20 protein-coding genes are annotated in these 24,470 nt (G+C 42.4%); 14 read left to right on the top strand and 6 right to left on the bottom strand.

Features of this window, described 5'->3' with window-relative positions; genetic code table 11:
- Positions 1-293: 293 nt before the first annotated feature.
- On the bottom strand, positions 294-1,706 hold the full coding sequence (locus CXF93_RS17170; RefSeq protein WP_101063744.1) for an amidohydrolase: 1,413 nt from the start codon (positions 1,704-1,706) through the stop codon (positions 294-296).
- A 382-nt stretch (positions 1,707-2,088) separates the two neighbouring features.
- On the opposite strand from CXF93_RS17170, the gene rppH reads away from it, so the two are divergent.
- The 8 genes from rppH (at position 2,089) to CXF93_RS17130 (ending at position 11,115) form a co-directional block, all read left to right on the top strand.
- Complete coding sequence (rppH, locus tag CXF93_RS17165) at positions 2,089-2,595, top strand: RNA pyrophosphohydrolase (protein WP_101063743.1); 507 nt, start codon at positions 2,089-2,091, stop codon at positions 2,593-2,595.
- Between the two features lie 255 nt (positions 2,596-2,850).
- On the top strand, positions 2,851-3,666 hold the full coding sequence (gene lgt / locus CXF93_RS17160) for a prolipoprotein diacylglyceryl transferase (protein WP_101063742.1): 816 nt from the start codon (positions 2,851-2,853) through the stop codon (positions 3,664-3,666).
- Between the two features lie 267 nt (positions 3,667-3,933).
- Entirely contained in the window at positions 3,934-5,526 is a 1,593-nt protein-coding gene (locus tag CXF93_RS17155; RefSeq protein ID WP_101063741.1) for a bifunctional diguanylate cyclase/phosphodiesterase, read from the top strand.
- Positions 5,527-5,848: 322 nt separating this feature from the next.
- Entirely contained in the window at positions 5,849-8,299 is a 2,451-nt protein-coding gene (locus CXF93_RS17150) for a DmsA/YnfE/YnfF family dimethyl sulfoxide reductase (RefSeq protein ID WP_101063740.1), read from the top strand.
- A gap of 10 nt (positions 8,300-8,309) precedes the next feature.
- Positions 8,310-8,924, top strand: coding sequence for a DMSO/selenate family reductase complex B subunit (locus CXF93_RS17145; RefSeq protein WP_101063739.1), 615 nt, complete (start codon positions 8,310-8,312; stop codon positions 8,922-8,924).
- A 1-nt stretch (position 8,925) separates the two neighbouring features.
- Entirely contained in the window at positions 8,926-9,768 is an 843-nt protein-coding gene (locus CXF93_RS17140) for a dimethyl sulfoxide reductase anchor subunit family protein (protein WP_101063738.1), read from the top strand.
- An 80-nt stretch (positions 9,769-9,848) separates the two neighbouring features.
- Entirely contained in the window at positions 9,849-10,490 is a 642-nt protein-coding gene (locus CXF93_RS17135) for a molecular chaperone TorD family protein (RefSeq protein ID WP_198551700.1), read from the top strand.
- 1 nt (position 10,491) lies between these two features.
- Positions 10,492-11,115 (top strand): ferredoxin-type protein NapF, encoded by a 624-nt coding sequence (locus CXF93_RS17130; protein WP_101063737.1) that lies wholly within the window; start codon positions 10,492-10,494, stop codon positions 11,113-11,115.
- Between the two features lie 130 nt (positions 11,116-11,245).
- Here the strand turns inward: CXF93_RS17130 and CXF93_RS17125 are convergent, their stop codons facing one another.
- The 4 genes from CXF93_RS17125 to CXF93_RS17110 form a co-directional block, all read right to left on the bottom strand.
- A complete protein-coding gene (locus CXF93_RS17125) occupies positions 11,246-12,097 on the bottom strand; it encodes a thymidylate synthase (protein ID WP_101063736.1) in 852 nt (283 codons plus the stop codon).
- 158 nt (positions 12,098-12,255) lie between these two features.
- On the bottom strand, positions 12,256-13,995 hold the full coding sequence (locus CXF93_RS17120; protein WP_101063735.1) for a GNAT family N-acyltransferase: 1,740 nt from the start codon (positions 13,993-13,995) through the stop codon (positions 12,256-12,258).
- Between the two features lie 96 nt (positions 13,996-14,091).
- Positions 14,092-14,907: an alpha/beta fold hydrolase gene (locus CXF93_RS17115; protein ID WP_101063734.1), complete on the bottom strand. Its 816-nt coding sequence runs from the start codon at positions 14,905-14,907 to the stop codon at positions 14,092-14,094.
- Positions 14,873-15,898, bottom strand: a complete 1,026-nt coding sequence (locus tag CXF93_RS17110) for a M14 family zinc carboxypeptidase (protein ID WP_101063733.1) — start codon at positions 15,896-15,898, stop codon at positions 14,873-14,875. The genes CXF93_RS17115 and CXF93_RS17110 overlap by 35 nt, the downstream gene beginning before the upstream one ends.
- A gap of 168 nt (positions 15,899-16,066) precedes the next feature.
- Here CXF93_RS17110 and nhaA point away from each other — a divergent pair, with 168 nt between their 5' ends.
- Positions 16,067-17,275: a Na+/H+ antiporter NhaA gene (gene nhaA, locus CXF93_RS17105; RefSeq protein ID WP_101063732.1), complete on the top strand. Its 1,209-nt coding sequence runs from the start codon at positions 16,067-16,069 to the stop codon at positions 17,273-17,275.
- Positions 17,276-17,368: 93 nt separating this feature from the next.
- Here the strand turns inward: nhaA and rpsT are convergent, their stop codons facing one another.
- Positions 17,369-17,629, bottom strand: a complete 261-nt coding sequence (gene rpsT, locus CXF93_RS17100) for a 30S ribosomal protein S20 (protein ID WP_101063731.1) — start codon at positions 17,627-17,629, stop codon at positions 17,369-17,371.
- A 199-nt stretch (positions 17,630-17,828) separates the two neighbouring features.
- On the opposite strand from rpsT, the gene murJ reads away from it, so the two are divergent.
- The 5 genes from murJ (at position 17,829) to fkpB (ending at position 24,464) form a co-directional block, all read left to right on the top strand.
- Positions 17,829-19,388: a murein biosynthesis integral membrane protein MurJ gene (gene murJ / locus CXF93_RS17095; RefSeq protein WP_101063730.1), complete on the top strand. Its 1,560-nt coding sequence runs from the start codon at positions 17,829-17,831 to the stop codon at positions 19,386-19,388.
- A gap of 73 nt (positions 19,389-19,461) precedes the next feature.
- Complete coding sequence (gene ribF, locus CXF93_RS17090; protein WP_101063729.1) at positions 19,462-20,394, top strand: bifunctional riboflavin kinase/FAD synthetase; 933 nt, start codon at positions 19,462-19,464, stop codon at positions 20,392-20,394.
- 34 nt (positions 20,395-20,428) lie between these two features.
- On the top strand, positions 20,429-23,248 hold the full coding sequence (gene ileS / locus CXF93_RS17085; protein ID WP_101063728.1) for an isoleucine--tRNA ligase: 2,820 nt from the start codon (positions 20,429-20,431) through the stop codon (positions 23,246-23,248).
- A 267-nt stretch (positions 23,249-23,515) separates the two neighbouring features.
- Positions 23,516-24,028, top strand: a complete 513-nt coding sequence (gene lspA, locus CXF93_RS17080) for a signal peptidase II (protein ID WP_101063727.1) — start codon at positions 23,516-23,518, stop codon at positions 24,026-24,028.
- Positions 24,018-24,464, top strand: a complete 447-nt coding sequence (gene fkpB, locus CXF93_RS17075) for an FKBP-type peptidyl-prolyl cis-trans isomerase (RefSeq protein WP_101063726.1) — start codon at positions 24,018-24,020, stop codon at positions 24,462-24,464. Before lspA ends, fkpB begins: the two co-directional genes overlap by 11 nt.
- Positions 24,465-24,470: the final 6 nt, after the last annotated feature.

The following is a 24,470-nucleotide window of genomic DNA, read 5'->3' as shown; positions in this document are numbered from 1 at the left end:
GATAACTTCCTGTTTGCAGCCCGATTTTTGTTAATAAATATCGACAGTAGCACTTGGTAGTACTATTTAACGCAGTTTTAATTACTTTTCCACACTCGTTATGTGTATAACTGTGATTATTGTGGATGAGCAGGGTAATTATTGAAAAACTGCTGTTTTATTGAGCGATGCACAAGATGTTAAAGGCAGCGTTATCGGCTTTATAATAAGAGATGTATTCGCGTAAGGTATAAAAACCAAGGTGAAACACCTTGGTTTTTGATGGTTTATAGGCGATATTAAAAACGACTTATTTAGATAACCTCTTCACCATTTTCGATGACAGTCTGACGTACTTTTTTGGTGAACTCGATTGCTTCAGTAATAATTTGTTTTTCATCAACGGTGAGCATATTACGATCTTGCATGATCACCTTACCGGCGACGATAGAGTGACGAACATTGCCTGCGTTAGCAGAGTACACAAGGACTGAGTATGGGTTGTACATAGGTACCATGTTTGGCGCTTTGGTATCAATAACGATAATGTCAGCCAATTTACCTACTTCTAAAGAACCAATTTTGTCTTCCATGTGCAATGCTCTTGCCGCACCCATGGTAGCCATGTCGATAACTTTAAGCGGTGGCATAGCGCCACGATCTTGGTTTACTAGTTTGTGAACTTTAGCTACTTGGTTAAATTCATCAATGGTGCTGAGTGTATTCCCTGACATTGGACCATCGGTACCTAAACCAATACGCACATCTTCGTCATACATCTTAAGTGCAGGTGATACCCCTTTAGCTGATTTGATATTGGCACTCATGTTATGTGCCACACCGGTACCGGCTTTTTTCACTAGCTCGATATCTGATTCGCTGACATTAATCATGTGCGCAGCCACTAAACGTTCGTCCAGTGAACCTATGCTATGCATATATTCTACCGGTGATTTACCATCTGCACGTGCTGCAATCTGTTCGTTTTCGCGTTCTGATTCAGCTAAGTGAATTAATACCGGTACGTTATGTTCTTTTGCTAACTTAGTGATCTGCTGTAGTACTTCAGTGGTATTGGTGTAAGGTGCATGGGGAGCAAATGCCGGGGTAATACGTGGGTGATCTTTGTATTCTTCGATAAAGTTAAGGGCGTACTGGATACCTTCTTGGGCATTCTGGGCATCGGCAACAGGGAACTTAATTACTGTTTCACCTAAGATTGCACGCATACCAATTGTATCAACGGTTTTTGCTACTTCATCTTCAAAGTAATACATGTCGCTGTAAGTTGTCACACCGCCTTTCACCATTTCGAGGTTACCTAGGTTAGCGCCAATACGCACCATGTCACGGCTGACTAGTTTCTTCTCTAGTGGGAAGATATAACGGTGTAAACGTCCTGGAACATCATCTGCTAATGAGCGAAATACCGTCATTGATGCATGAGTATGGGTATTGATTAAACCTGGCATCACGATGTCACCATCAACATCCATGATTTTATTTGCTTGGTATTGCTGTGCAAGTTTAGCATCACCAACCGCAATGATTTTGTTGCCTTTAATCACTACTGTACCGTTTTCGTAAATGGTTTTAGCACTGTTCATGGTTAATACAGTGGCATCCGTGATCATCAAATCTACTTTTTCTGCAGCATGCACAGATGTCGCGAAAATGATTGCAGTGGCAAGCAATGTTTTGTTTAAAAATTTATTACTAGCAAACATGTTTAAATCTCAATTTTAGATGAATAGGACAGCAAACACTCTGGAAAGTCGAATTAGACGATTTTCCAGAGCTTTATAAACGTATTCACCAGCAATGGCAATCAAATAGCTGCAAATGATCCCGTTAGGAGTAGCTGATTTCGATTTATGTATTATCAACCCGATTTTCTTAGTGATAGCTTATAACCTAGATTATTTTTTAGTGTTAACCATTTTCGAAAAATGACCCTGCACAAGGCATATTAACCTGTTAGTTTGTTGGAAATGACCGGTAATTTGTCTTTGTAAATGGATCTTTAACAAAACTGTTAGTGTAAGTTTGCCGCACATTGATTTATATGAAACAATCAAGTTAACTAAGTTCTACCCTTAAGGTGCTAATGTGATTGATAGCGATGGCTATCGTCTTAATGTAGGCATCCTAATTTGTAATCGTGAAGGTCAAGTTTTATGGGCTAAACGTTGTGGGCAACATTCTTGGCAATTTCCGCAAGGTGGTGTAGATGATGGAGAGTCTGCAGAGCAAGCAATGTATCGAGAACTATATGAAGAAGTTGGGCTAAAAGCGAAACATGTTTCGATTTTAGCAACCTCTAAAACATGGTTGAAATATAAATTACCAAAACGATTAGTCAGATGGGATAGTAAACCGGTCTGCATTGGACAAAAGCAAAAATGGTTTTTACTGTGTCTGGAAGCGGATGACAGTCAAATCGACTTTAAATGCACAGGACATCCTGAGTTTGATGATTGGCGTTGGGTCAGTTATTGGTATCCAGTACGTCAGGTGGTATCGTTTAAAAAAGACGTTTATCGTCGTGTAATGAAAGAGTTTGCCCCCGTGGCATTGCCTTTTTTACGCAAAGACATCAAACGTAAACGACGTTAATGCTAAATAATGCCTGCGTATTGAATTGGCTATTAGATTCAATACAAAGGCATTACTTATTCAGGCTTCCACAGAATTATTTTACGCCGCTATTTTAGAACCTCATTACCGACCTAATACTTTGGTTTTATTTACCTTATTTTACCGATTCTATTACGGCTGTTTCTTTGTTGTGACTAGTATTTGGTGTAAGGTGTGTTTTAACTTTATTGCCTTCGCCTAGGCGAGCACTTATTTTTATTCAGGAACTCAATGATGTCGCAGACATATCTACAATATCCAGAGATTGATCCTATTGCGATCAGCCTCGGTCCTATCAATGTTTATTGGTATGGATTGATGTATTTACTTGGTTTTTTATTTGCTAATTGGATGGGCAATCGTCAAGCAGCTAAACCGGGAAGTAATTGGAATAAAGAAGAAGTCGGTGATTTATTATTTTATGGTTTCCTAGGTGTGATCTTAGGTGGTCGTATCGGTTACGTGCTGTTTTATAATTTTGGTTTATTCCTTGATGATCCAATGTACTTATTCCGCATCACCGACGGTGGTATGTCATTCCACGGCGGTCTGATTGGTGTATTGCTCGCGTTTGCTTATTTTGGTCGTAAAACCCAGCGTTCATTTTTTGTTATTGCCGACTTTATCGCGCCTATGGTGCCATTTGGTCTAGCTGCTGGACGTATTGGTAACTTTATTAATGGCGAGCTGTGGGGACGTGTGACAGATGTGCCTTGGGCGATGATTTTCCCAACCGGTGGTGATTTACCGCGTCATCCAAGTCAGCTTTATCAGTTTGCAATGGAAGGTGTGCTGCTGTTCATCATCTTACAAGTATTTGCGCGTAAACCACGTCCTGTTGGTGCCATCTCAGGTCTGTTCTTGTTCGGTTACGGTATTTTCCGTTTTGTAGCAGAGTACTTCCGCCAACCAGATTCACAGCTAGGACTGTATTTTGATTTGATTAGTATGGGACAAATTTTATCAACACCGATGATCTTCCTTGGCGCGCTAATTATGTTTGTTGCTTATAAAAAACCAACTTTATTCACGGGTAAAACCAATAAATAATCGTGCTTGAAACAAACCAAGACACCAGTGCTATGCTAGTATTGGTTTCTTGGTGATATAATGAGCATCAGCGCACTCACATTGTTGGTTATAATTTAAGCAGTGGAATAAATTACTATGATAAACAACTAAGTACTATTGGGTTTGTTTCTAAAGCCTGATTTTATGTTGACTCTGTTACTTTCCTATCTAATGATACGCAATTAATAATAACCAGCGCATTCCACGGACGACATGCTGCTCGCTTAGCCATGGTAATACTGCAGTATGAATATTCTCTCTATTTGTTTAGTCGCGTTCGGGTTGATTTTTTTATCGGTCAGCTTAAAACCGGCAATTAAAATTTATAAACAAGAGCGCAGTGTAGGCTGGAAGTCGCTGTTATTACTTATTATTTTCTTCTTTTTTGGTTATTGTGCTTTTCTTTACTACCTCGCCCACATCCCTAACGTTTCTATTATCGAAATTTGCCTATCGAGTATTTTATTTGGTGGTAGTATCTTTGTCTTTATGGTGATTAATTTCAGCCTTCGTAGTATCGAGGAACTGCATCGTATTGCCCAACAAGAACGCCACAATGCCCTGCATGATTCATTAACAGGTTTACCTAACCGCTTACATTTTACGGAAACAGTGTCAGCGAAAGTGATTGCAGCCGCGCCTTTTTCTGTCTTTGTATTAGATTTAAATGATTTTAAGCAAATTAATGATGTGGTAGGGCATTATTATGGTGACCAACTGCTGATTAAGTTATCAAAAAGACTGTCAAGGGTGTTGCCCGAGGATTGTTTCTTTTCGCGTGTTGGTGGTGATGAGTTTGTCTTGCTGTTTGATGCGATTGAGCACGTAGAAATTGACGCGTTAATGGCAATTATCGATAAAGCATTAATTAAACCATTCAATATTAATAGCTATAATTTTAACGTGCGTATCAGTACTGGCGTCAGCTTGTTCCCCTATCATAGTAGTACGATTGCGCCGCTATTACAGAAAGCCGATACGGCAATGTATGAATCTAAAAAGCAGCAGGTACCTTATCGATTATACAGCCATATATTAGATCATGATGCTAAAGCCCGTCTGGCTATATCGAGTAAGTTACACCTTGCATTAGCTGAAAATCAATTTCAGCTGTATTACCAACCGTTAATAAAATTACAAAAGACCAAGGTGCATCATTTCGAAGCCTTGTTACGTTGGCCACAAGCGGATGGCAGTTTTATTCCACCGGATAAGTTTATCCCATTGGCGGAACAAAATGGTACGATCCGGCAAGTGACGCTGTGGGTTTTAGATAATATCACCCAGCACTTAGCGCACTTTGCTGAACAAGATATTGATGCGTGTGTCCACATTAATTTATCTGCACGTGATCTACAAGATGATGGTTTTTCAACGCGACTCGCAGGTTTGGTTCGCGAAGGGCTATTATCCCCAGCGCAATTGGTTTTAGAAGTCACTGAAACGGCCATCATGGCTGATGTAGCGAAAACCCGCGATATTCTTTCTCTGCTCTCTCGTCAGGGGTTTAAAATTAGTCTTGATGACTTTGGGACCGGCTTTTCGTCATTGTCTATTTTAAGAGAGTTGCCGATTAATCAAATTAAGATTGATCGTTCATTTGTGATGGCGATGCATAACGGTAATACCAATAATGCCATTGTCCGTTCAATCGTATTTTTAGCTCAAAATCTTGGCTGTAGTGTGGTTGCTGAAGGGGTCGAAAGCAAAGCTATCGCGGCAGAACTGGCGCTGCTGAGGTGCGATTATTTACAAGGTTATTATTACTGTAAACCGTTACCACTTGCGTTAGTGTTCCCTTATTGTGAACAGCAAGGCTGGAAAGTGGCATTGCAGTAACAAGCATCATGCTGTTATTAAAAACCGCTATTAAAAATGCAAAAGGGCGTTAACCGATAAAGTTAACGCCCTTTTTCTATTTGGGTCGAACTATACTACCGCAAACATTAAAGCTGATTTCAGGGAGAAATAGTCTCCATTTTAATTCATTCTTAGTTACTGAACACTCAAGTGGCAAATTGAGGTTAAATGATGAGCTGAGGTAGCAATTGTTTGTAACAAGCTCCATTACTGAATAATTTTTTGATAAGTATCAACTAACCCTAAAGGGGTGGGTGCGATACTTGCGCAATCATATAAAATCAATAATGAGCAATGTGACATGAACAATAAAATAAAAGCAATGTTAACGTCCACGCTGACACGGAGGGGGTTTATTAAATCTACCTCTGTAGCAGCCGGTCTCGCTGCTACTACAAGTGCAATTACTCTCCCATTCAAATCTAGTAACGTTCAGGCAAACGATACTATTCCCGCTGATGAAAAAGTGGTTTGGAGTGCTTGTACCGTAAATTGTGGTAGTCGCTGCCCGCTACGTATGCATGTGTCAGATGGCGAAATCAAGTGGGTTGATACGGATAATACCGGTACGGATAATTACGAGAACAAAGACGTTCAAGTCCGTGCCTGTTTACGTGGCCGTTCGATGCGACGTCGTGTCTACAATCCTGATCGGCTGAAATATCCAATGAAGCGCGTTGGTAAGCGTGGTGAAGGTAAATTTAAACGTATTTCTTGGGATGAAGCACTCGGGGAAATCGCGACAAGCTTAACCGATATTCGTAAAGAATACGGTGGCGAAGCTATCTACCTAAACTATGGTACAGGTACGCTTGGTGGCACGGTAACTCGTTCATGGCCTCCAGGTAAAACCTTGATTGCTCGTTTGATGAATCTAACGGGTGGTTACCTGAACCAGTATGGGGATTACTCAACAGCACAGATCTCTGAAGGTTTAAGCTATACCTATGGTGGTTGGGCGTACGGTAACTCTTTCTCAGATGTTGAGAACAGTAAGCTGATTGTTCAATTTGGTAATAATCCTGCTGAAACTCGGATGTCAGGCGGCGGTCTGATTCACCATCTGATTGAAAGTAAAGAGAAATCTAACGCGAAGATGATTGTTATCGATCCGCGTTACACCGATACTGCAGCGGGTCGTGAAGATCAGTGGGTGCCGATTAAGCCTGGTACTGATGCTGCGTTTGTTTCAGCAATGGCTTATGTGATGATTAACGAAAATTTGGTCGATCAACCATTCCTAGACACATACTGTGTTGGTTACGATGCAAAAACGTTGCCAATTTCCGCTCCTGCCAATAGCGATTACAAATCTCATATCTTAGGTAAAGGCGAAGATAAAACGCCAAAAACACCAGAGTGGGCATCAACTATTACTGGCATTCCTGTTGATATCATCGTCAAGATGGCACGCGAAATAGGGTCAACAAAACCTTGTGCGATTTATCAAGGTTGGGGTTTACAACGTTCAGAGAATGGTGAGCTAGCGTGTCGTGCTATCGCGATGTTATCTTTACTTACTGGTAACCTTGGTATTCATGGTGGTGGTTCTGGTGCGCGTGAATCAGACTACAGCATTCCGTTTGTTCGTTTCCCAACGCTAGAAAATCCAATCAAAACCGCTATTTCTATGTTCCTATGGACTGATGCTATTGTTCGTGGCCCTGAGATGACGGCAACACGCGATGGTGTTCGTGGGAAAGACAAGTTAGATGTGCCAATTAAGTTCATCTGGAACTATGCGGGTAATTGCTTAGTTAATCAACACTCCAACATCAACCGTACCCATGACATCCTTCAAGATGACACCGCGTGCGAAATGATCGTTGTGATTGATAATCATATGACCTCGTCCGCAAAATACGCGGATATCGTCCTTCCGGATTTAACTACCTCTGAGCAAGCTGATTTCTGTATGGATGGTAAAGCGGCAAATATGCCTTACTTTATTTTTGCTGATAAAGCGATTGAACCGCAATTTGAATCACGCAGTATCTATGATATTTGTTCAGGCCTTGCAAAACGTTTAGGTGTTGAAGCTGAATTTACCGAAGGACGCGATCAGGACGGGTGGTTGCGTCACCTATATGCACAAACGCGTGAACTGGATCCAACGTTACCGGATTTCGAGACCGTTCGTCAGCAAGGTATCGTTAAGCGCACAGATCCGAATGGCCATTACGTGGCTTACCAAGCGTTCCGTAAAGATCCTGTTAACAACCCATTAAGCACGCCATCAGGCAAGGTTGAGATTTACTCTGAAGCTTTAGCTACGATCGCCAAAGAATGGGAACTGCCGGAAGGAGATGTGATCCACCCACTACCGATCTATGCCGCTACGCATGAAGGCTGGGATTCGCCACTGCGTGCTACGTACTCACTTCAGTTGACGGGTTTCCACCATAAAGCACGTTGCCACTCTACCTACGGCAACGTTGATGTGCTTAAGCAAGCTGCCCAACAAGAAATGTGGATGAACCCAATAGATGCCGGTCAGCGCGATATTAAGAACGGCGATCGCATTCGTATTTTCAATGACCGTGGTGAAGTTCGTGTTAATGCCAAAGTGACACCAAGAATGATGCCCGGGGTTGTCGCTATGGGTGAAGGTGCTTGGTATGCACCGGACGGAAATAAAGTCGATCACAATGGCTCGATCAACGTGCTAACGACTCAAAGACCAAGCCCATTGGCAAAAGGTAATCCACAACACACAAACTTAGTTGAAGTTCAACTGGCAACAAAAGCATAAGGTCTAATTCATGAAACAATACGGTTTTTATATTGATTCGAGTAAGTGTACAGGTTGTAAAACGTGCCAGTTATCTTGCAAAGATTTTAAAGATTTGGGTGTCGATCGTAACTTTCGACGTGTCTATGAATACGCTGGTGGTAACTGGCTAGAAGAAAACGGTACCTATCGACAAGACGTTTTTGCTTACTATACCTCTATCGCGTGTAACCATTGTGATGAACCGGCATGTGCAAAAGTGTGTCCATCAGGTGCAATGCATAAACGTGAAGATGGGTTTGTTGTTGTCGATGAAGATGTTTGCATTGGCTGTAAACATTGTGCGAATGCTTGTCCGTACGGCGCTCCACAATACAACGAAGAAAAAGGTCACATGACCAAGTGTGATGGCTGTTATGAACGTGTAGCGGAAGGTTTACAGCCTATCTGTGTTGGTTCGTGTCCATTGCGTGCACTTGAATTTGGTCCAATTGCTGATCTGCGTGAAAAATACGGCACGAATGCCGATGTAGCGCCGTTGCCGTCGTCACTGATCACTAAACCAAACATTGTGATCAAGCCTAACCGTCATGCGCGACCAACTAATGACATTACTGGTCACCTAGCAAATCCTAAGGAGGTCTAATATGGCTTTTCATGAATGGCCTTTGGTCTTATTTACGGTCTTTGCTCAAACTGCGGTAGGCGCATTTTTAATCATGAGTCTAACAAACCTTGTGATCGATTCGCGAGTGGGGGTTAAGGACAAAATCACGCGTAATATGTTTTTTGTGTGGGTTTTGATGGGGCTTGGCTTCATGGCGTCGACGGCTCACCTTGGTAGCCCGATGCGTGCAATGAATGCGCTCAATCAAGTCGGTAGCAGTTGGCTTTCTAATGAAATCCTAACGGGATCATTGTTCTTCGCATTTGGTGGTTTCTACTGGCTACTTGATGTGTTGAAAAAAGGCCCCGAAGGACTACGCAAAGTATTGATGGTGTTGGGGATGATAGCAGGCGTTGCTTTCATGTATTCAATGGTCAATGTGTACTTAATTAATACGGTTCCTACATGGGATACGCCGTACACTTGGTGGTCATTCTTATTGACTATGTTGGTATCGGGTTCGTTGTTCGCGCTTATTCTGATTCACTCTGCTCAGTTTGATAATGCGAAATACAGCCGTGCTATTCAAGCCGTTGTTGTTGTGGGTGTGATTGCCATGATTGTGATGACGCTTGGTCAAATGGCTGCGCTAGCAGATATTAACTCTTCTGTGGTTGCTGCCAGTGATTTGGTTGTAAATATGGGTTGCCTACAAGGCATCCGTATCGTATTGATTATAGCTGGCTCCGCTATTGCATTGGCGTGCTTTAGACGTGAAAAATCAAACCTAGCAATCGCCCTAGTTGGCTTCGCTATGGTGTTCTTTGCAGAACTGCTTGGCCGTACGATTTTCTTCAACCTGCATATGACGGTTGGCATGTAATACTGCGCGGCTACACGGTGTCAGTTTAATGAGGGGAAGTACTTCCCCTCTGTTTTTTATCATTTTGAGTTTTCTTCTTTATGCAAAAATCTAATGTAAATCATCAAGGTCACAATGAAACATCGAATGAATTTCTGATTGATGACCTTAATACCATGAGTAAGATCTTTGGTTCATTGTTTTATTTTCCGCTGACACATGAAAATAATCGTGCGATCATTGATGCGATAAAAGGCAATGAGGATCTGACTGAAAATGGATTTGGCGACATAGTGAATGCGATTGAATCCGAAAATAGCGACGTAATTAACGATGACTTTTTCTTGCTGTTCGAAGGCGGCGAGATCATGGTTGCGCCCCCTTGGGGATCGGTTTATCTCGATAGAGAGCAGGTTATCTTTGGCGATTCCACACTTCGCTATCGTCGATTCTTGAAACAACATGATATCGAGCTCAATACTGGTATGCGAGAACCTGAGGACCAGTTTGGCCTGATGCTGTTTGCGGTTAGCCAAATCATAGAACAACATCAAGATCAGGCATTAGTGGAACAGCTATTTTCGCAGCATCTTTTACCTTGGTGTTTACACTACTTAGCGCTGGTTGCAAAGCACGCTAAAACGAGTAGTTATCGTAGTTTAGCCAATCTTGCCAAAGCGTTTTGCATGGACGTTCAAGAAGCGTGGCAGCTTACACCTGCAGAGTTGAAGGTGTACCGTTAAAATGAGAGCAAAGGACGAACGTTACTACAAAGCCTATTTGGAAAATAAAACCATTAGTCGCCGTGGTTTATTTCGTGCTTTTGTCTCGGGAACTAAAAATGAAGGTGGCAGACGTGCTGACACCACAAGCTCTGGCTGCACTGCATCGAACAATGCAGTGCAAGACACCAGTTTTGTGGCTGAATTACTTAGAGACAGTCAGGTCATCAAACAGGTTGCTCGCCCTCCTGGTGCAATTAACGAGAGTTTGTTTCAAAATATTTGCACCGGGTGTGGCGAATGTGAGTCTGCTTGTCCTGAGAAAGTCATCATCCTAAATGGAGCATTACCCGAACTGATACTCGATTATGGATATTGTAGCCAGTGTGGTGAGTGTCAACAATCGTGTCCTACGGGGGCGCTGCACGGTACTGAAAAGGATATTCAACTCAGACCTCAATTTGCTAAAAACTGTCAAAATAGCTTATTTGGTGAATGTGAACTTTGCGCTATTCAATGTCCACATCAAGCGATTTCGATAACTTCATTCAAGCAACCGCAACTTGATGTTCAATCGTGTGATGGATGCTCAAGGTGCAAGCAAGCTTGTCCATTTTCAGTTATTACCATGCAGTTAGATGTTTAGCTATTTCAACTAACCTTCAGCTCTGTCGAGTTATCTAGACTGAAATTCTATTCTTTATGACAGCTACAACGCTGAGTGTTGCCTGCTGGACCATAAAATGGCCAATGTACGTTATACACTGGCCTTAAATTTAAACTGAAAATGGATATTTAATCGCATCATGATGCTGGTAATCTGACACTTCAAAATCAGCCATAGTTACCCAGGTTTCTAAATCTTCCAATGTCTTAATTTTCGGATTGATGTGTAGCTTAGGCAGTGGTAATGGCTCACGTTTTAATTGCACGTCACGCATCAATTCCAGCTGATCTTCATAAATATGCGCATTGACAATCTTGTGGTATGCCTGACCGGCTTTATGGCCAGTAATCTGAGCGACAAGCGCCAGTAATACATGAACTTGCACCATATTGAAGTTTAGACCTAAAGGGACGTCACACGAACGTTGAGTGCTGTTTAGGTATAGCGTATCACCCAGCAATGAGAAGTGATGGCTGTACATGCATGGGCGTAAACAACCCAGTTCAAATGCGCCCGGATTGAAGAAGGTTAAGATCTCGCCACGGTTATCAATACCGTTCGTTAAGTCATCAATGATTTGACGTAGTAAATCGACAGTACCACCTTGTGGTTTCACCCAATTACGCGCACAGGCGCCATAGACATAACCCATGTCATCTTCACCTTTACGGTGTGGGCTTGCTAACCAAACAGGGTTGTCATTGGCATTAGCATCCCAGGTTTTGGTGCCTAATGCGCGAAAATCAGCGGCATTATCATAACCACGGATGTAACCAATAATCTCGGCAATGGCTGATTTCCAAAAGCTTTTACGGGTCGTCACTAACGGAAACTCATTGTTTGCTACGTCATAAGTGAGATCAGCATTGATTACGGTTAAACAGCGTTTTCCGGTACGTTCATTTTCAACCCAAACACCTTGTTCCACTATTCGTGTACATAAATCAAGATACTGCTTCATCGATTACTCACTTTTATTGTTATACATTAATTATTGTGCATTATTTGCATGGGCAGGATCTTTACATAGATCAGTAGATGTTACAAATAAGAATGTAGTAAATAGCAGCTATTATCGCTGAGTTACTCGCAGCGATAATAGTGTGTTAGCAGTGGCGACTAAGCGTGTTCGAGTTGCAGCGCTTGCGCGTTAAAACGCTTTTTATTCTTATCGGTAAATTGGCTCAGGTCTAATACGATCAAACCATCGATGCAATGATTGAAGCTTGGGTCAATATTGAAATCAAAAATCTGCACGCCACCGGGTTTACATAACTTGGTATATTGCTTAAACAAGGTCGGCACACTAAAACCCATATGATTAAGCTGGGCCTTTAAAATGACCATGCCTGATTCGGTGTCGGTATTAGCGAATAAGTCAGTCAAACGTAAGCAGGCTTGTTCTGATAAGCGAAATGGCATGGTCGCCGTGGCAACATTACTCGGATTACCGTAGAAGTGCTGATAGTAATATACCAGCAGCTCTTTTGCAGGTTGCGAATAGCTGTTACTGATACTCACCGTACCAAACAGGTAGCGACAACCACTGTGCTGAATAATATATTCCATGATCCCTTGCCACAAGTATTCCAGACAGCGCGTGCCCCAATATTTTGGCTGAATAAAACTACGGCCGAGTTCGATACCAGAGCTGAGATAAGGACTCATTGCTGCATGATAATCAAACAGGGTCGCGCTGTAGAGTTGTTGCTGTACGTTGGCCAAACCCACTTTGTTGGTTTCTAATAACCGATAAGCGCCGATTAATTCCAGTTCTTTATCATCCCACAATAAGATATGCACATAAGAGTTATCGTAGATATCCACGTCGCGGCGTTCGCCCGTGCCTTCACCGACTAAGCGGAATGACTCTTCTCGCAAACGACCTATTTCACGCATGATGGTGGAGTTGGCTTGATGGCGGTAGCAGTAAATTTGTTTGCCATCGCGGCTTTCACTTATCTTCTGGCAAGCGTGTATCTCACCGCGCAATAAGGCTTTGTTTTCAGGGTGAGCAATGGCTGACTGGGTGCTGAAAATAGACGGTTTATCTTTGGTTAATCGGTAGAGATGCTTACGAAATAGCCCGGTTTTGGTATTAATCGGTAAATCTAATGCTTGATAAGTATCGTAGTTAATTTGTTCACCAATGCGAATCGATACCGAGTTATGCGCGTGTTTAAACATTTCACGGATCAGCCACAAGGTTGATATGGGCTTAGATAACATCGATAAGCTGTAGAAAAAAAGTGAATTTTTAGCATTGATATAAATGGGAATAATCGGCGCTTGGATACTGCTGGCGATACGTAAAAAACCATTGCGCCATTTACCGTCTTTCACGCCTTGCGGGCTAATACGCGATACTTCACCCGCCGGAAACATGATTACCACACCTTCGTCCTTGAGGTGCGATTTGATTGCTTGTAAGCGTTCGCCTGCAGTACCGCCATTCATATTATCTACCGGTAATAAATAATCGCGCACCGGTTTGATGATCATGAGCATATCATTAGCGACTACCTTCACGTCTGGGCGTACCTTACTTACCATTTTAAGCAGCGCCATCCCATCAAGTGTGCCGATGGGATGGTTAGCGATTATCACGGCTTTACCGGTTGCTGGAATGCGTTCGATCTCATTCGGGCGTACTGAATAACTAAAACTAAAATGCTCGAATACTTGTTCGATAAACTCGATACCGGTGAGGTGAGCATAGGTTTCACCAAACTGGCGTAATTCGCGTTCATGAAACAGCAATCTGAGTGTCGCCAACATAGGTTTGGCGATAAGGCGGGTGGTTTTTTTATGCAAAAAATCGGGATAACGTTGGTTTATTTCCGCTTCTACGTTGAGCATAATCTTCATCCTTTAGATTATTGATGGCTTTATCATAGAAGTCGAAGATGACATTTTTAGTGGTTTTTTATGGCAATTGAATGACCTGTGACAGTCCTATTCTGTGAGCCAGTCTGCGATCTTCTGACAAACCCAGTTACCGTCATCGAGTGGTAAATCATGACCTGCGGTGGGATGATAATGGATTGGGCACTGCCATTTTTTGGCAATAGCGGTGCTGCAACGGACATCAACGAGCTGGTCTCGTGTGCTCGCCAGTAACAAAATAGACTCAATGGGAGCGTTTACGGGTTGACTAAAGCGGCTGGCCGCATACAGTTGGCGTAGGGCATTATTCCGGCTAACAGGTTGTTGCTGAGCATATTCACACCAACGCTGCGCTAACATTTGATGACTGTGTAATTGTCTGTGTTGGGTATGACTGGTCATGGTTAAAATGGCTTGTTCTTGTGCTAATGGCGAACTGCATAATATCTTGATAAGCGTAGTGATGTTATACGGTTTTAAACGCTGATAAAGAGGACTGAATTGTTTGAAACTGGTATTAATAAACACCATCCGCTGGATCTCATTGGGAAAATGTTTGGCCCATTCACTACAGATCATGCCTCCCATCGAAATACCCAATAATCGAATCGGATAACTCACGTGAGGATGTTGCTGTCTAAACGCATTCCGCAGTCGTCGCATGATGCCTGTGATTGAGATTGGTGTTGTCGCTTGCCATTGCAGGCCTGTACCAGCGATATCACAGCATAAAACTTGACTATTGAGTTGTAGGGCTAGTTGGGACGGAAACGCCTCCCAGTGTCGCTGTTGTCGATATAAGCCGCGGACTAATAACCACGTTGATTCTGTATTTATCGTTGTTGACGGATTATTCAGTGTACCAGAGCGAGGTTGCATCAGCATGGCTACGTTCCTTGTTGAGTTGTGGTAGCCAGTGGGTATAAGAGCTGGTTACCTTGATTAAAAATTCCATGAGAACATGGTGCTGCCGTAATACCCGTTTAATACGATGGGGCTCAATAGGGTGGAAAATACCACTGGATTGGAATACCTGCAGTGGGTTCTTTTTGATCCAAGTCCAAGACCCCATTTCTAATGTCAGTGGCAGAAACGTGGTATTGAGATTCAGTGATTTGTCGTATAAATAATCCCATAGGTCGCCGTGCGTCATGTAATTTCTAGCCTGTGGTTCGAACACATAATCTTGATGTGGATAGGTTTCGATAAGCATCTTGCGTAATTTAAATATCTCGGCAAGGTGCGGGATAGGTTGCTTAGATTTTGCATAAGGGAACCAGAGCTGATTATTAAAGCCAAAACCAGAGTGACAGTCGAGTGCAATACTAAATGGCGCGGTTAATAGCTGTTGGCTAATATGTTCAACCAATACCCGTGATTCATGTTCCATCACCTTACCTTTTTTACCCCGATACCAAGGTAAAATAGGGCTAATACGCTGTCCGCCGACTAGCCAAGGCACTCTGCCAACTGCATCAATAGGGGCGTTACGCATCAAGTCGATGCCATTACCATTGGCTCGACTATTGTTAAGCATACCGATGGGATTCATTAATGGCAGGAAGACTAATCGGACTTGGTTGAGTTCTTGGTGCAGGGATTGATCCCAGTTTAATCGTCGAATCAGGCTTTCAAATAAGGCCAAGATAACTTGAGTACCGATACGTTCTACACCGTGTATACCACCAATGAAAGCGACGACTGGGACATTCGGATCTTGTGATCCCATGCTGACAGAATAAAGCGGGTAGCTCGACTCCTGGTGAGATACGTGGGCTAAAATTTCGCTGTGCAGATGTTTACCACCTAATGCAATTAACCTTTCTAGTTGCACAAGTTCGGGCAATGTTTGCTGTTGTTGGGGTTTCAATGGCATTAATAATTACCTAAATAGGATGAGCAAAACAATTAATGCATACCAATATAGCGAATTTAATAAATTTAAAGGTTAAATCTTTGTGAACTTTCTATACTAAATTTATGTGGTTGATGCTTTTGATTATTTATTCAGTACAACTACCCAATAATAAGCAAGGAGGCTGAAGTGTATAAATCTTTAACACAATTCTTACGAACTGAGTCATCGGGAGGGGTACTCCTTATCATTGCAGCTATATTAGCGATGATCGTGGCTAACTCGCCATTTTCTGAATTATATTTGAATTTCTTACACACCGAGATCCAAGTGCGTGTGGCCAATATTGATATCAATAAATCATTCAGCCATTGGATTAATGACGGTCTGATGGCGGTATTTTTTTTGTTGATTGGTTTAGAAGTAAAACAAGAATTGGTTGAAGGTGCGCTCGCGAGTCGTAAAAAATCACTGTTTCCTATCATTGCAGCTGCTGGTGGTATGTTTGCACCAGCACTGGTGTATTTAAGTTTTAATGGCGTTAATCCCGAAGCCGTTAAAGGCTGGGCTATTCCTGCTGCAACAGATATCGCGTTTGCATTGGGGGTATTGTCATTGCTGGGTAAGCGCGTGCCGCTGAATCTGAAAGTATTTTTATTAGCGCTGGCGATTATCGATGATTTGGGGGTTATTATTATCATCGCCTTGTTTTATACCGCCGAAATGTCAGTATTATCTTTGAGTTTAGCGTGTGCCTGTATCAGCGTATTGTGGTTAATGCATCGTTACAATATCATGAGCTTAACGCCTTATTTAATTGTTGGCGCACTGCTCTGGGTGGCGGTATTAAAATCAGGTGTGCATGCGACACTGGCTGGCGTGGTGATTGGTTTTGCCATCCCTATGTACCGTCAAGATAATAAAGATGATGTCGAAAATCCTCATTCGCCAGCGAAAACACTGGCTCGTTGGTTACACCCTTGGACCAAATATTACATCTTACCGCTGTTCGCATTTGCCAATGCCGGCGTCTCGTTAACGAATATTCAATTCAGCGATATGACGTCAGCACTACCTATCGGTGTGGCATTAGGGTTATTCATTGGTAAACCCTTGGGGATCTTTAGCATCAGTTGGTTAGCGGTGAAGTTTAAAATCGCGACATTACCTGAAGGCATTAACTTTAAACAAATTTTTGCGGTATCTGTGCTGTGTGGTATTGGTTTTACGATGTCGATGTTTATTACGTCATTAGCCTTTACCGACCCGGTGATGGCTGATCTGGCTCGGTTGGGGATATTGATGGGGTCTACTTTGGCTGCGGTACTGGGATATTATCTACTTGCTTGTGCGACGACAACAAATGAGGTGGAAATTGAAGGCAAAGCGTCTGGATAGGGGAAGATTATAACTGATTACCGTGAAATATTATTTTTTAGATATAAAAAAACCAGCCAAAGCTGGTTTTTCATTATCGTATTAAAGCAATAATTAAAGTGCTTTGATCTTAGCAGAAAGACGGCTCTTAACACGAGCAGCTTTGTTTGCGTGGATCAGGCCTTTAGTAGCCATACGATCAAGAATCGGTTGTGCAGCAATAAATGCAGCAGTCGCTTCTTCTTTATTACCAGCAGCGATAGCTACGATAATTTTCTTAGTTAGTGTACGCATCATTGAACGGCGTGAAGTGTTGTGCTTACGGCGTTTTTCAGATTGAATTGCGCGTTTCTTAGCAGACTTGATATTAGCCAAGGTCCTACTCCTAAATGTCTAAAGACGTTAATTTTATAAAGGCGAGGAATATGCCCTGCCTAACGATATTTGTCAATATTTTTGTGTAAATAACAGGCAAAATATTGGCAACTAACTGCAATGACAGTTAAGATGTGGGACATATTTTAGCAGCAAATGCGGCCCACGAATAGGGCTTGATTGACATAAAAGGTATTTCTTGAGTAATAAATTAATAAAATCTGGTCTTATCGTCAGTTCGATGACCATGATCTCGCGTATTTTAGGACTGGTTCGAGATGTTATTGTTGCAAACTTGATGGGAGCGGGTGCCGCCGCCGATGTTTTCTTCTTCGCTAATAAAATCCCTAATTTTTTACGCCGACTATTTGCTGAAGGTGCATTTGCACAGGCTTTCGTGCCAGTTCTTACTGAATATCAACAAACTGGCGATAAACAAAAAGTGCAACAACTTATTGCCTCGGTATCTGGTACCTTAGGGGTATTAGTGACGATTGTTACCTTATTTGGGGTGATCGGCTCGCCATTAATCACTATTTTGTTTGGTGCTGGCTGGTTTGTCGATTGGCTGAATGATGGACCGGATGCACATAAATTTGAACTCGCTTCATTTATGTTAAAAATTACTTTCCCTTATTTATGGTTTATTACTTTTACAGCACTTTCTGGTGCAATTTTGAACACCTTGGGTAAGTTTGCTGTTGCGGCCTTTACGCCGGTATTTTTAAATATCGCCATTATTGGCGCTGCATTGTTCATTTCACCTCATTTAGAACAGCCTGAAATTGGTCTGGCTATTGGGGTATTTATCGGTGGCGCAATTCAGTTTTTATTCCAGATCCCATTTTTAGCAAAACAAAAGATGTTAGTGAAACCACGCTGGGGTTGGCGTGATCCTGGCGTGACTAAAATTAGAAAATTAATGATACCGGCGATGTTTGGGGTATCAGTAAGCCAAATTAATTTATTGTTTGATACATTCATCGCCTCATTTTTAATGACAGGTTCGATTAGTTGGCTGTACTACTCTGACCGTTTACTCGAATTTCCGCTTGGTTTGTTTGGTATTGCGATTGCGACGGTGATTTTACCGGCGCTGTCTCGAACCCATTCGGCACGGTCTGACACGCTGTTTAAGCAAACCATGGATTGGGGTGTGAGAGTGGTGCTATTACTCGGTACTCCGGCAATGATGGGAATGATAGTGCTCGCCGGTCCAATGCTTAAAGTATTGTTTATGCGTGGCGAATTTGGTGCGGATGATGTATCGATGGCGTCGATGAGCTTAATGGCTTATGGTTCTGGACTGCTTAGCTTCATGCTAATTAAAGTGCTTGCGCCGGGTTACTATGCGCGCCAAGACACCCGTACTCCAGTTAAGTTTGGCATCATCGCCATGGTCTGTAATATGGGCTTTAACATCATTTTAGCGATCCCTTTTGGTTATGTTGGTTTGGCACTGGCGACGGCGGGTTCAGCGACATTAAATGCCGGCTTACTCTATTGGGGACTGCATAAAGAGGGTGTGTATAAGGTCAATGCTGATACTGGTAAAGTGATTGCCAAGCTCTTCTTATCTGCTGGTTTCATGGCTGGCTTAATTCAATATGCCAACCCCGATATGCAGCAATGGTATGCCTGGGGATTATTAGATAGCAGTTTATGCTTGTTAGGCTTAATTGGATTGGCCGTAATAAGCTATTTTATGGCGTTATTACTGCTTGGTTTACGCCCGCGACATTTTAAAATTATTGACTGAGTACAAATTGTTGCTGACCCTGTGCGTTGACTAAGTTATAATTTGTCGTTTTAGTGGAATAGTTGGCAAAGACATGGAGCTGATTCGAGGCATTCACAATTTAAAACCACACCATCAAGGGTGTGTTTTAACTATCGGTAACTTTGATGGCGTTCATCTCGGGCACCAATCGGTATTGCGACAGTTAATCGAAAAAGCGCAGCAATTGAATTTGCCAGCAACGGTAATGACATTTGAACCGCAGCCACTAGAGATGATCATTGGCGATAAAGCGCCTGCGCGATTAACACGGTTACGTGACAAGTACGCAGCGCTAAAAGATCAAAATATTGACCAGTTATTATGTGTGAATTTTAATAAAAAATTCGCTGCACTGTCGGCGGATGAATTTATCACTCAGTTGTTAGTGAATAAATTAGGCGTTAAATATTTAGTCGTTGGTGATGATTTCCGTTTCGGCCATAAGCGTACGGGTGACTTTGCTATGTTGCAAGCTGCCGGTGCTAAACATGGCTTTGACGTGGTGAGCATGGATACGTTTAGCGTCGACCAAGCTCGCGTGAGCAGTACTATGATCCGCGACGCGTTAGCACTCGACAATCTTGATTTAGCCGCCGAATTATTAGGCCGACCATTCAGTATTTTTGGCAAGGTATCGCACGGCGCTAAATTAGGGCGAACTATCGGCTTTCCGACCGCTAATATACCGTTAAAACGCTGTGTAGACCCAATAAATGGCGTGTATGTAGTTGAAGTGTTAGGTATCAGTGATGATGCGATACAGGGCGTTGCCAATATTGGCAAACGTCCTACAGTTGGCGGCGTACGTACCCAACTGGAAGTGAATTTATTTAACTTTGATGACGACCTTTACGGCAAACAGCTCGAGGTTGTTCTGAAGAAGAGATTACGCGGCGAACAGAAATTTGCATCTTTTGATGTACTTCGTCAGCAAATAGAACGAGATGTCATTGCAGCCAAAACTTTTTTTGGCCTGTCAGTTTAATTTTTAATAATACCAATAACGGAAATTAGGATACATGAGCGAATATAAAAAAACGCTGAACCTGCCAAAAACTGGCTTCGCAATGCGCGCTAACTTAGCGAACCGTGAACCAAACATGTTGAAGCAGTGGACGACTGATGATTTATACGGAAAAATCCGTGCCGCTAAAGAAGGTAAAAAAACCTTTATTTTGCACGATGGACCTCCTTATGCGAATGGTAAAATTCACATTGGTCACTCAGTTAATAAGATCCTGAAAGACGTTATTATTAAAGCCAAAGGCTTGTCTGGATTTGATGCACCTTACATTCCAGGTTGGGATTGTCACGGTCTACCAATTGAATTAATGGTAGAAAAGAAAGTGGGCAAACCAGGCCGTAAAGTAACGGCTGCACAGTTCCGCGAAGAATGTCGTAAATATGCGACGAAACAAGTTAACGGTCAACGTGAAGACTTTATCCGTCTTGGCGTATTAGGCGATTGGCAGAATCCGTACTTAACAATGGATTTCAGCACTGAAGCAAACATTATCCGCGCTTTAGGTAAAGTCGTTGAAAACGGTCACTTACAAAAAGGTTCTAAACCTGTTCATTGGTGTACAGATTGTGGTTCAGCATTAGCTGAAGCAGAAGTTGAATACGAAGATAAAAAATCACCAGCTATCTACGTACGTTTCACCGCGCAAGATCAAGCGGCTGTGAAAGCGGTATTTAGCAGCGATGTTGAAGGCTTAGTATCAACGGTTATCTGGACTACAACGCCTTGGACATTGCCGGCTAACCGCGCAGTTGCATTAGCTGCACGTGTGGAATACTCGCTCGTTAACATGGTGACGGAATCAGGTTCACAACAGTTAATTTTAGCAACTGATTTAGTTGAATCTTGCATGGCTGTATTCGCACCAGAAAGCTTCACTACGTTAGGTACTTGTACTGGTGCTGCACTAGAGAACTTACGCTTTAATCACCCGTTTTATGATTTCGACGTACCAGCTATTTTAGCTGACCACGTAACGACTGAAGCGGGTACTGGTGTTGTTCATACTGCACCTGGCCACGGTCAAGAAGATTACGTAGCAGGTCAAAATTACGATCTTGAAGTAGCAAACCCAGTTGGTAACAACGGTGTTTACCTTGAAGATACGCCATTATTTGCTGGTCAACATGTGTTTAAAGCAAACGATAGCGTGATTGAAGTACTTAACGAAAAAGGTGCGTTACTAAACCACCAAGTAATTAAACACAGCTACCCACATTGCTGGCGCCATAAAACGCCAATCATTTTCCGTGCGACACCACAATGGTTTATCAGCATGGAACAAAATGGTTTGCGTAATGCGGCAATGAAAGAAATTAAAGACGTTAACTGGGTACCTGCTTGGGGTCGTGAGCGTATTGAAAGCATGGTAACAAACCGTCCTGACTGGTGTATTTCTCGTCAGCGTACTTGGGGTGTACCAATCTCTTTATTCGTGCATAACGAAACACAAGAACCACATCCGCGTTCTGCAGCATTGATGGAAGACGTTGCTAAGTTAGTTGAGCAAAAAGGCATTCAAGCTTGGTGGGATCTAGATCCGACAGACTTGTTGGGTGATGATGCGGTTAACTACACGAAAGCACCTGATACCGTTGACGTATGGTTCGATTCGGGCTCAACACACTTCGCTGTTGTTGATGCTCGTAAAGAATACGCTGGCGCAGAGATTGACCTTTATCTTGAAGGTTCTGATCAACATCGTGGTTGGTTCCAATCATCGTTAATGATTTCGACTGCGATTAAAGGTAAAGCACCTTACAAAGACGTATTAACACACGGTTTCGTGGTTGATGCCAAAGGCCGTAAGATGTCTAAATCTATCGGTAACGTAATGGCACCACAAGACGTAATGAGCCGTCTTGGCGGCGACGTATTGCGCTGGTGGGTTGCAAGTACTGATTACACCGGTGAAATGACAGTATCTGACGAGATCTTAGATCGCAGTGCTGACGCTTACCGCCGTATTCGTAATACAGCGCGTTTCCTACTGTCTAACCTTGAAGGTTTCAACCCAGAAACGGATATCGTTGCAGCAGAAGACATGGTGGCACTTGATCGTTGGGCTGTTGGTCGTGCACACGCACTACAAACTGAAATCCTAGCTGATTATGAAAATTATCAAATGCAGAATGTAACGCAAAAGCTAATGACATTCTGTTCAATTGAATTAGGTAGTTTCTACTTAGATATCATCAAAGATCGCCAGTACACGGCAAAATCTGACGGTATTGCGCGTCGTAGCTGTCAAACTGCGATGTTCCATATCTTAGAAGCGATGGTTCGTTGGACTGCGCCTATCTTAAGCTTTACATCGTTTGAAATCTGGAATGCAATGCCAGGTGAACGTGCTGAATATGTGTTTACTGAAGAATGGTACACAGGACTAGCACCACTTGCAGACGATGCTGAGCTAAACAACGCTTACTGGAGCAAGCTACAAGCTGTGCGTAGTGAAGTGAACAAAACTGTTGAAATGGCGCGTAACAATGCTGTTATTGGTGGTTCATTACAAGCTGACGTAACACTTTATGCAAACGCAGAATTAGCGGCTGACCTTGATAAGTTAGGTAACGAATTACGTTTCCTACTATTAACGTCAAATACTAACGTTGTGGCTGTAACTGAAGCACCTGCTGACGTTGAAGCAAGCGCTATCGATGGTTTATGGATTAGCGTTGCTAAGAGTGAAGCAGAGAAGTGTGAGCGTTGCTGGCACCATAACGAGACTGTTGGTCAGTCTGAAGTACATCCAACATTATGTGCGCGTTGTGAAGACAATATCGATGGTGAAGGCGAACAACGTCAATTTGCTTAATCGCTAGTGTGTTTATCACCTTTAGTGAGTAAAGAAAGGTAATAGCAATTAAGTTGTTATTATCGTTCACATAGAATGCCTACTGTGTATTGGTTATCTTAATCAGTGCAAATACAGTAGGCATTTTTTTATGGATTAATGCTTAACTCATGGCATTAAATGATATGATTGTTAACAATCTATTTCAAAATGCTGGATTGTTAGTGATAACAATTTAGCTGTAGCATGCTATTTATCGTCATCAGGTTGACGTATCAGAGGATAATAATGACCGTAGGTACAACAAAGAGAACGGGACTAATTTGGCTGTGGTTAGCCGTTATTGCATTTATTATTGATTTGGGCACCAAATCTTTTGTTGTTAGTCATTTTCAATTAGGCGAATCGGTAAATATATTACCTGTTTTCAACTTCACCTATGCACGCAACTATGGTGCCGCATTTAGTATGCTTGCTGATGCCGGAGGCTGGCAGCGTTGGTTCTTTGGATTGATTGCGGTATCAGTTTCTGGTCTATTGATTTACTGGTTAAAGCAGCAAGCAGCCAATAAATATTGGAGCAATATTGCTTATGCACTTATTTTAGGTGGTGCGTTAGGCAATCTATACGACCGTATTATGCATGGTTATGTAATTGACTTCTTACATGTATATTGGGAAAAAAGTCATTTCCCAATCTTTAATTTAGCAGACACTTGGATCTGTATTGGCGCCGCGATGTTAATCTTGGAAGCCATTATGGAAAGCAAGAATGACAAGGAATCATCAAATGACAGTTAACGTAGCAACAATCGGTAATGATAGCCAAGTACTGATGCATTTTACTATTACTTTAGCAGATGACTCTGTTGCCGATAGTACCGAGTTACAAGGTAAACCAGCTAAGTTAGTGATTGGCGATGGTAGCTTAACGCCTAATTTTGAACGTTGTTTATTAGGTTTAACTGTTGGTGATAAGAGTAAGTTTGAGCTGCAACCTGAAGATGCATTTGGCAAGTCGAACCCTGATAATATTTACTATTTAGACCGCGCTAAATTTACCGAAGTGAAAGCGGAGGTCGGTCTAATTGTTGGTTTTACCCAACCTGATGGCGCTGAATTACCGGGTATGATCCGTGAAGTGGTTGGCGACTCGGTTACTGTCGATTTTAATCATCCGTTGGCGGGACAAATCGTGACGTTTGAAGTTGAAATTTTAGAAATTAATGCAGAATAAATAAGG

Origin of the sequence: Moritella sp. Urea-trap-13 (assembly GCF_002836355.1) — a bacterium.
In the GTDB taxonomy this organism is placed as follows: domain Bacteria; phylum Pseudomonadota; class Gammaproteobacteria; order Enterobacterales; family Moritellaceae; genus Moritella.
Note: the sequence above shows the minus strand (reverse complement) of the source record. Positions and strands in the feature narration are given on the sequence as shown.

Coding starts and splice junctions, on each gene's coding strand:
- CXF93_RS17170 (WP_101063744.1), bottom strand. CDS start 1,706: ATGTTTGCTAGTAATAAATTTTTAAACAAAACATTGCTTGCCACTGCA.
- lgt (WP_101063742.1), top strand. CDS start 2,851: ATGTCGCAGACATATCTACAATATCCAGAGATTGATCCTATTGCGATC.
- CXF93_RS17155 (WP_101063741.1), top strand. CDS start 3,934: ATGAATATTCTCTCTATTTGTTTAGTCGCGTTCGGGTTGATTTTTTTA.
- CXF93_RS17150 (WP_101063740.1), top strand. CDS start 5,849: ATGAACAATAAAATAAAAGCAATGTTAACGTCCACGCTGACACGGAGG.
- CXF93_RS17145 (WP_101063739.1), top strand. CDS start 8,310: ATGAAACAATACGGTTTTTATATTGATTCGAGTAAGTGTACAGGTTGT.
- CXF93_RS17140 (WP_101063738.1), top strand. CDS start 8,926: ATGGCTTTTCATGAATGGCCTTTGGTCTTATTTACGGTCTTTGCTCAA.
- CXF93_RS17135 (WP_198551700.1), top strand. CDS start 9,849: ATGCAAAAATCTAATGTAAATCATCAAGGTCACAATGAAACATCGAAT.
- CXF93_RS17130 (WP_101063737.1), top strand. CDS start 10,492: ATGAGAGCAAAGGACGAACGTTACTACAAAGCCTATTTGGAAAATAAA.
- CXF93_RS17125 (WP_101063736.1), bottom strand. CDS start 12,097: ATGAAGCAGTATCTTGATTTATGTACACGAATAGTGGAACAAGGTGTT.
- CXF93_RS17120 (WP_101063735.1), bottom strand. CDS start 13,995: ATGCTCAACGTAGAAGCGGAAATAAACCAACGTTATCCCGATTTTTTG.
- CXF93_RS17115 (WP_101063734.1), bottom strand. CDS start 14,907: ATGCTGATGCAACCTCGCTCTGGTACACTGAATAATCCGTCAACAACG.
- CXF93_RS17110 (WP_101063733.1), bottom strand. CDS start 15,898: ATGCCATTGAAACCCCAACAACAGCAAACATTGCCCGAACTTGTGCAA.
- ribF (WP_101063729.1), top strand. CDS start 19,462: ATGGAGCTGATTCGAGGCATTCACAATTTAAAACCACACCATCAAGGG.
- ileS (WP_101063728.1), top strand. CDS start 20,429: ATGAGCGAATATAAAAAAACGCTGAACCTGCCAAAAACTGGCTTCGCA.
- lspA (WP_101063727.1), top strand. CDS start 23,516: ATGACCGTAGGTACAACAAAGAGAACGGGACTAATTTGGCTGTGGTTA.
- fkpB (WP_101063726.1), top strand. CDS start 24,018: ATGACAGTTAACGTAGCAACAATCGGTAATGATAGCCAAGTACTGATG.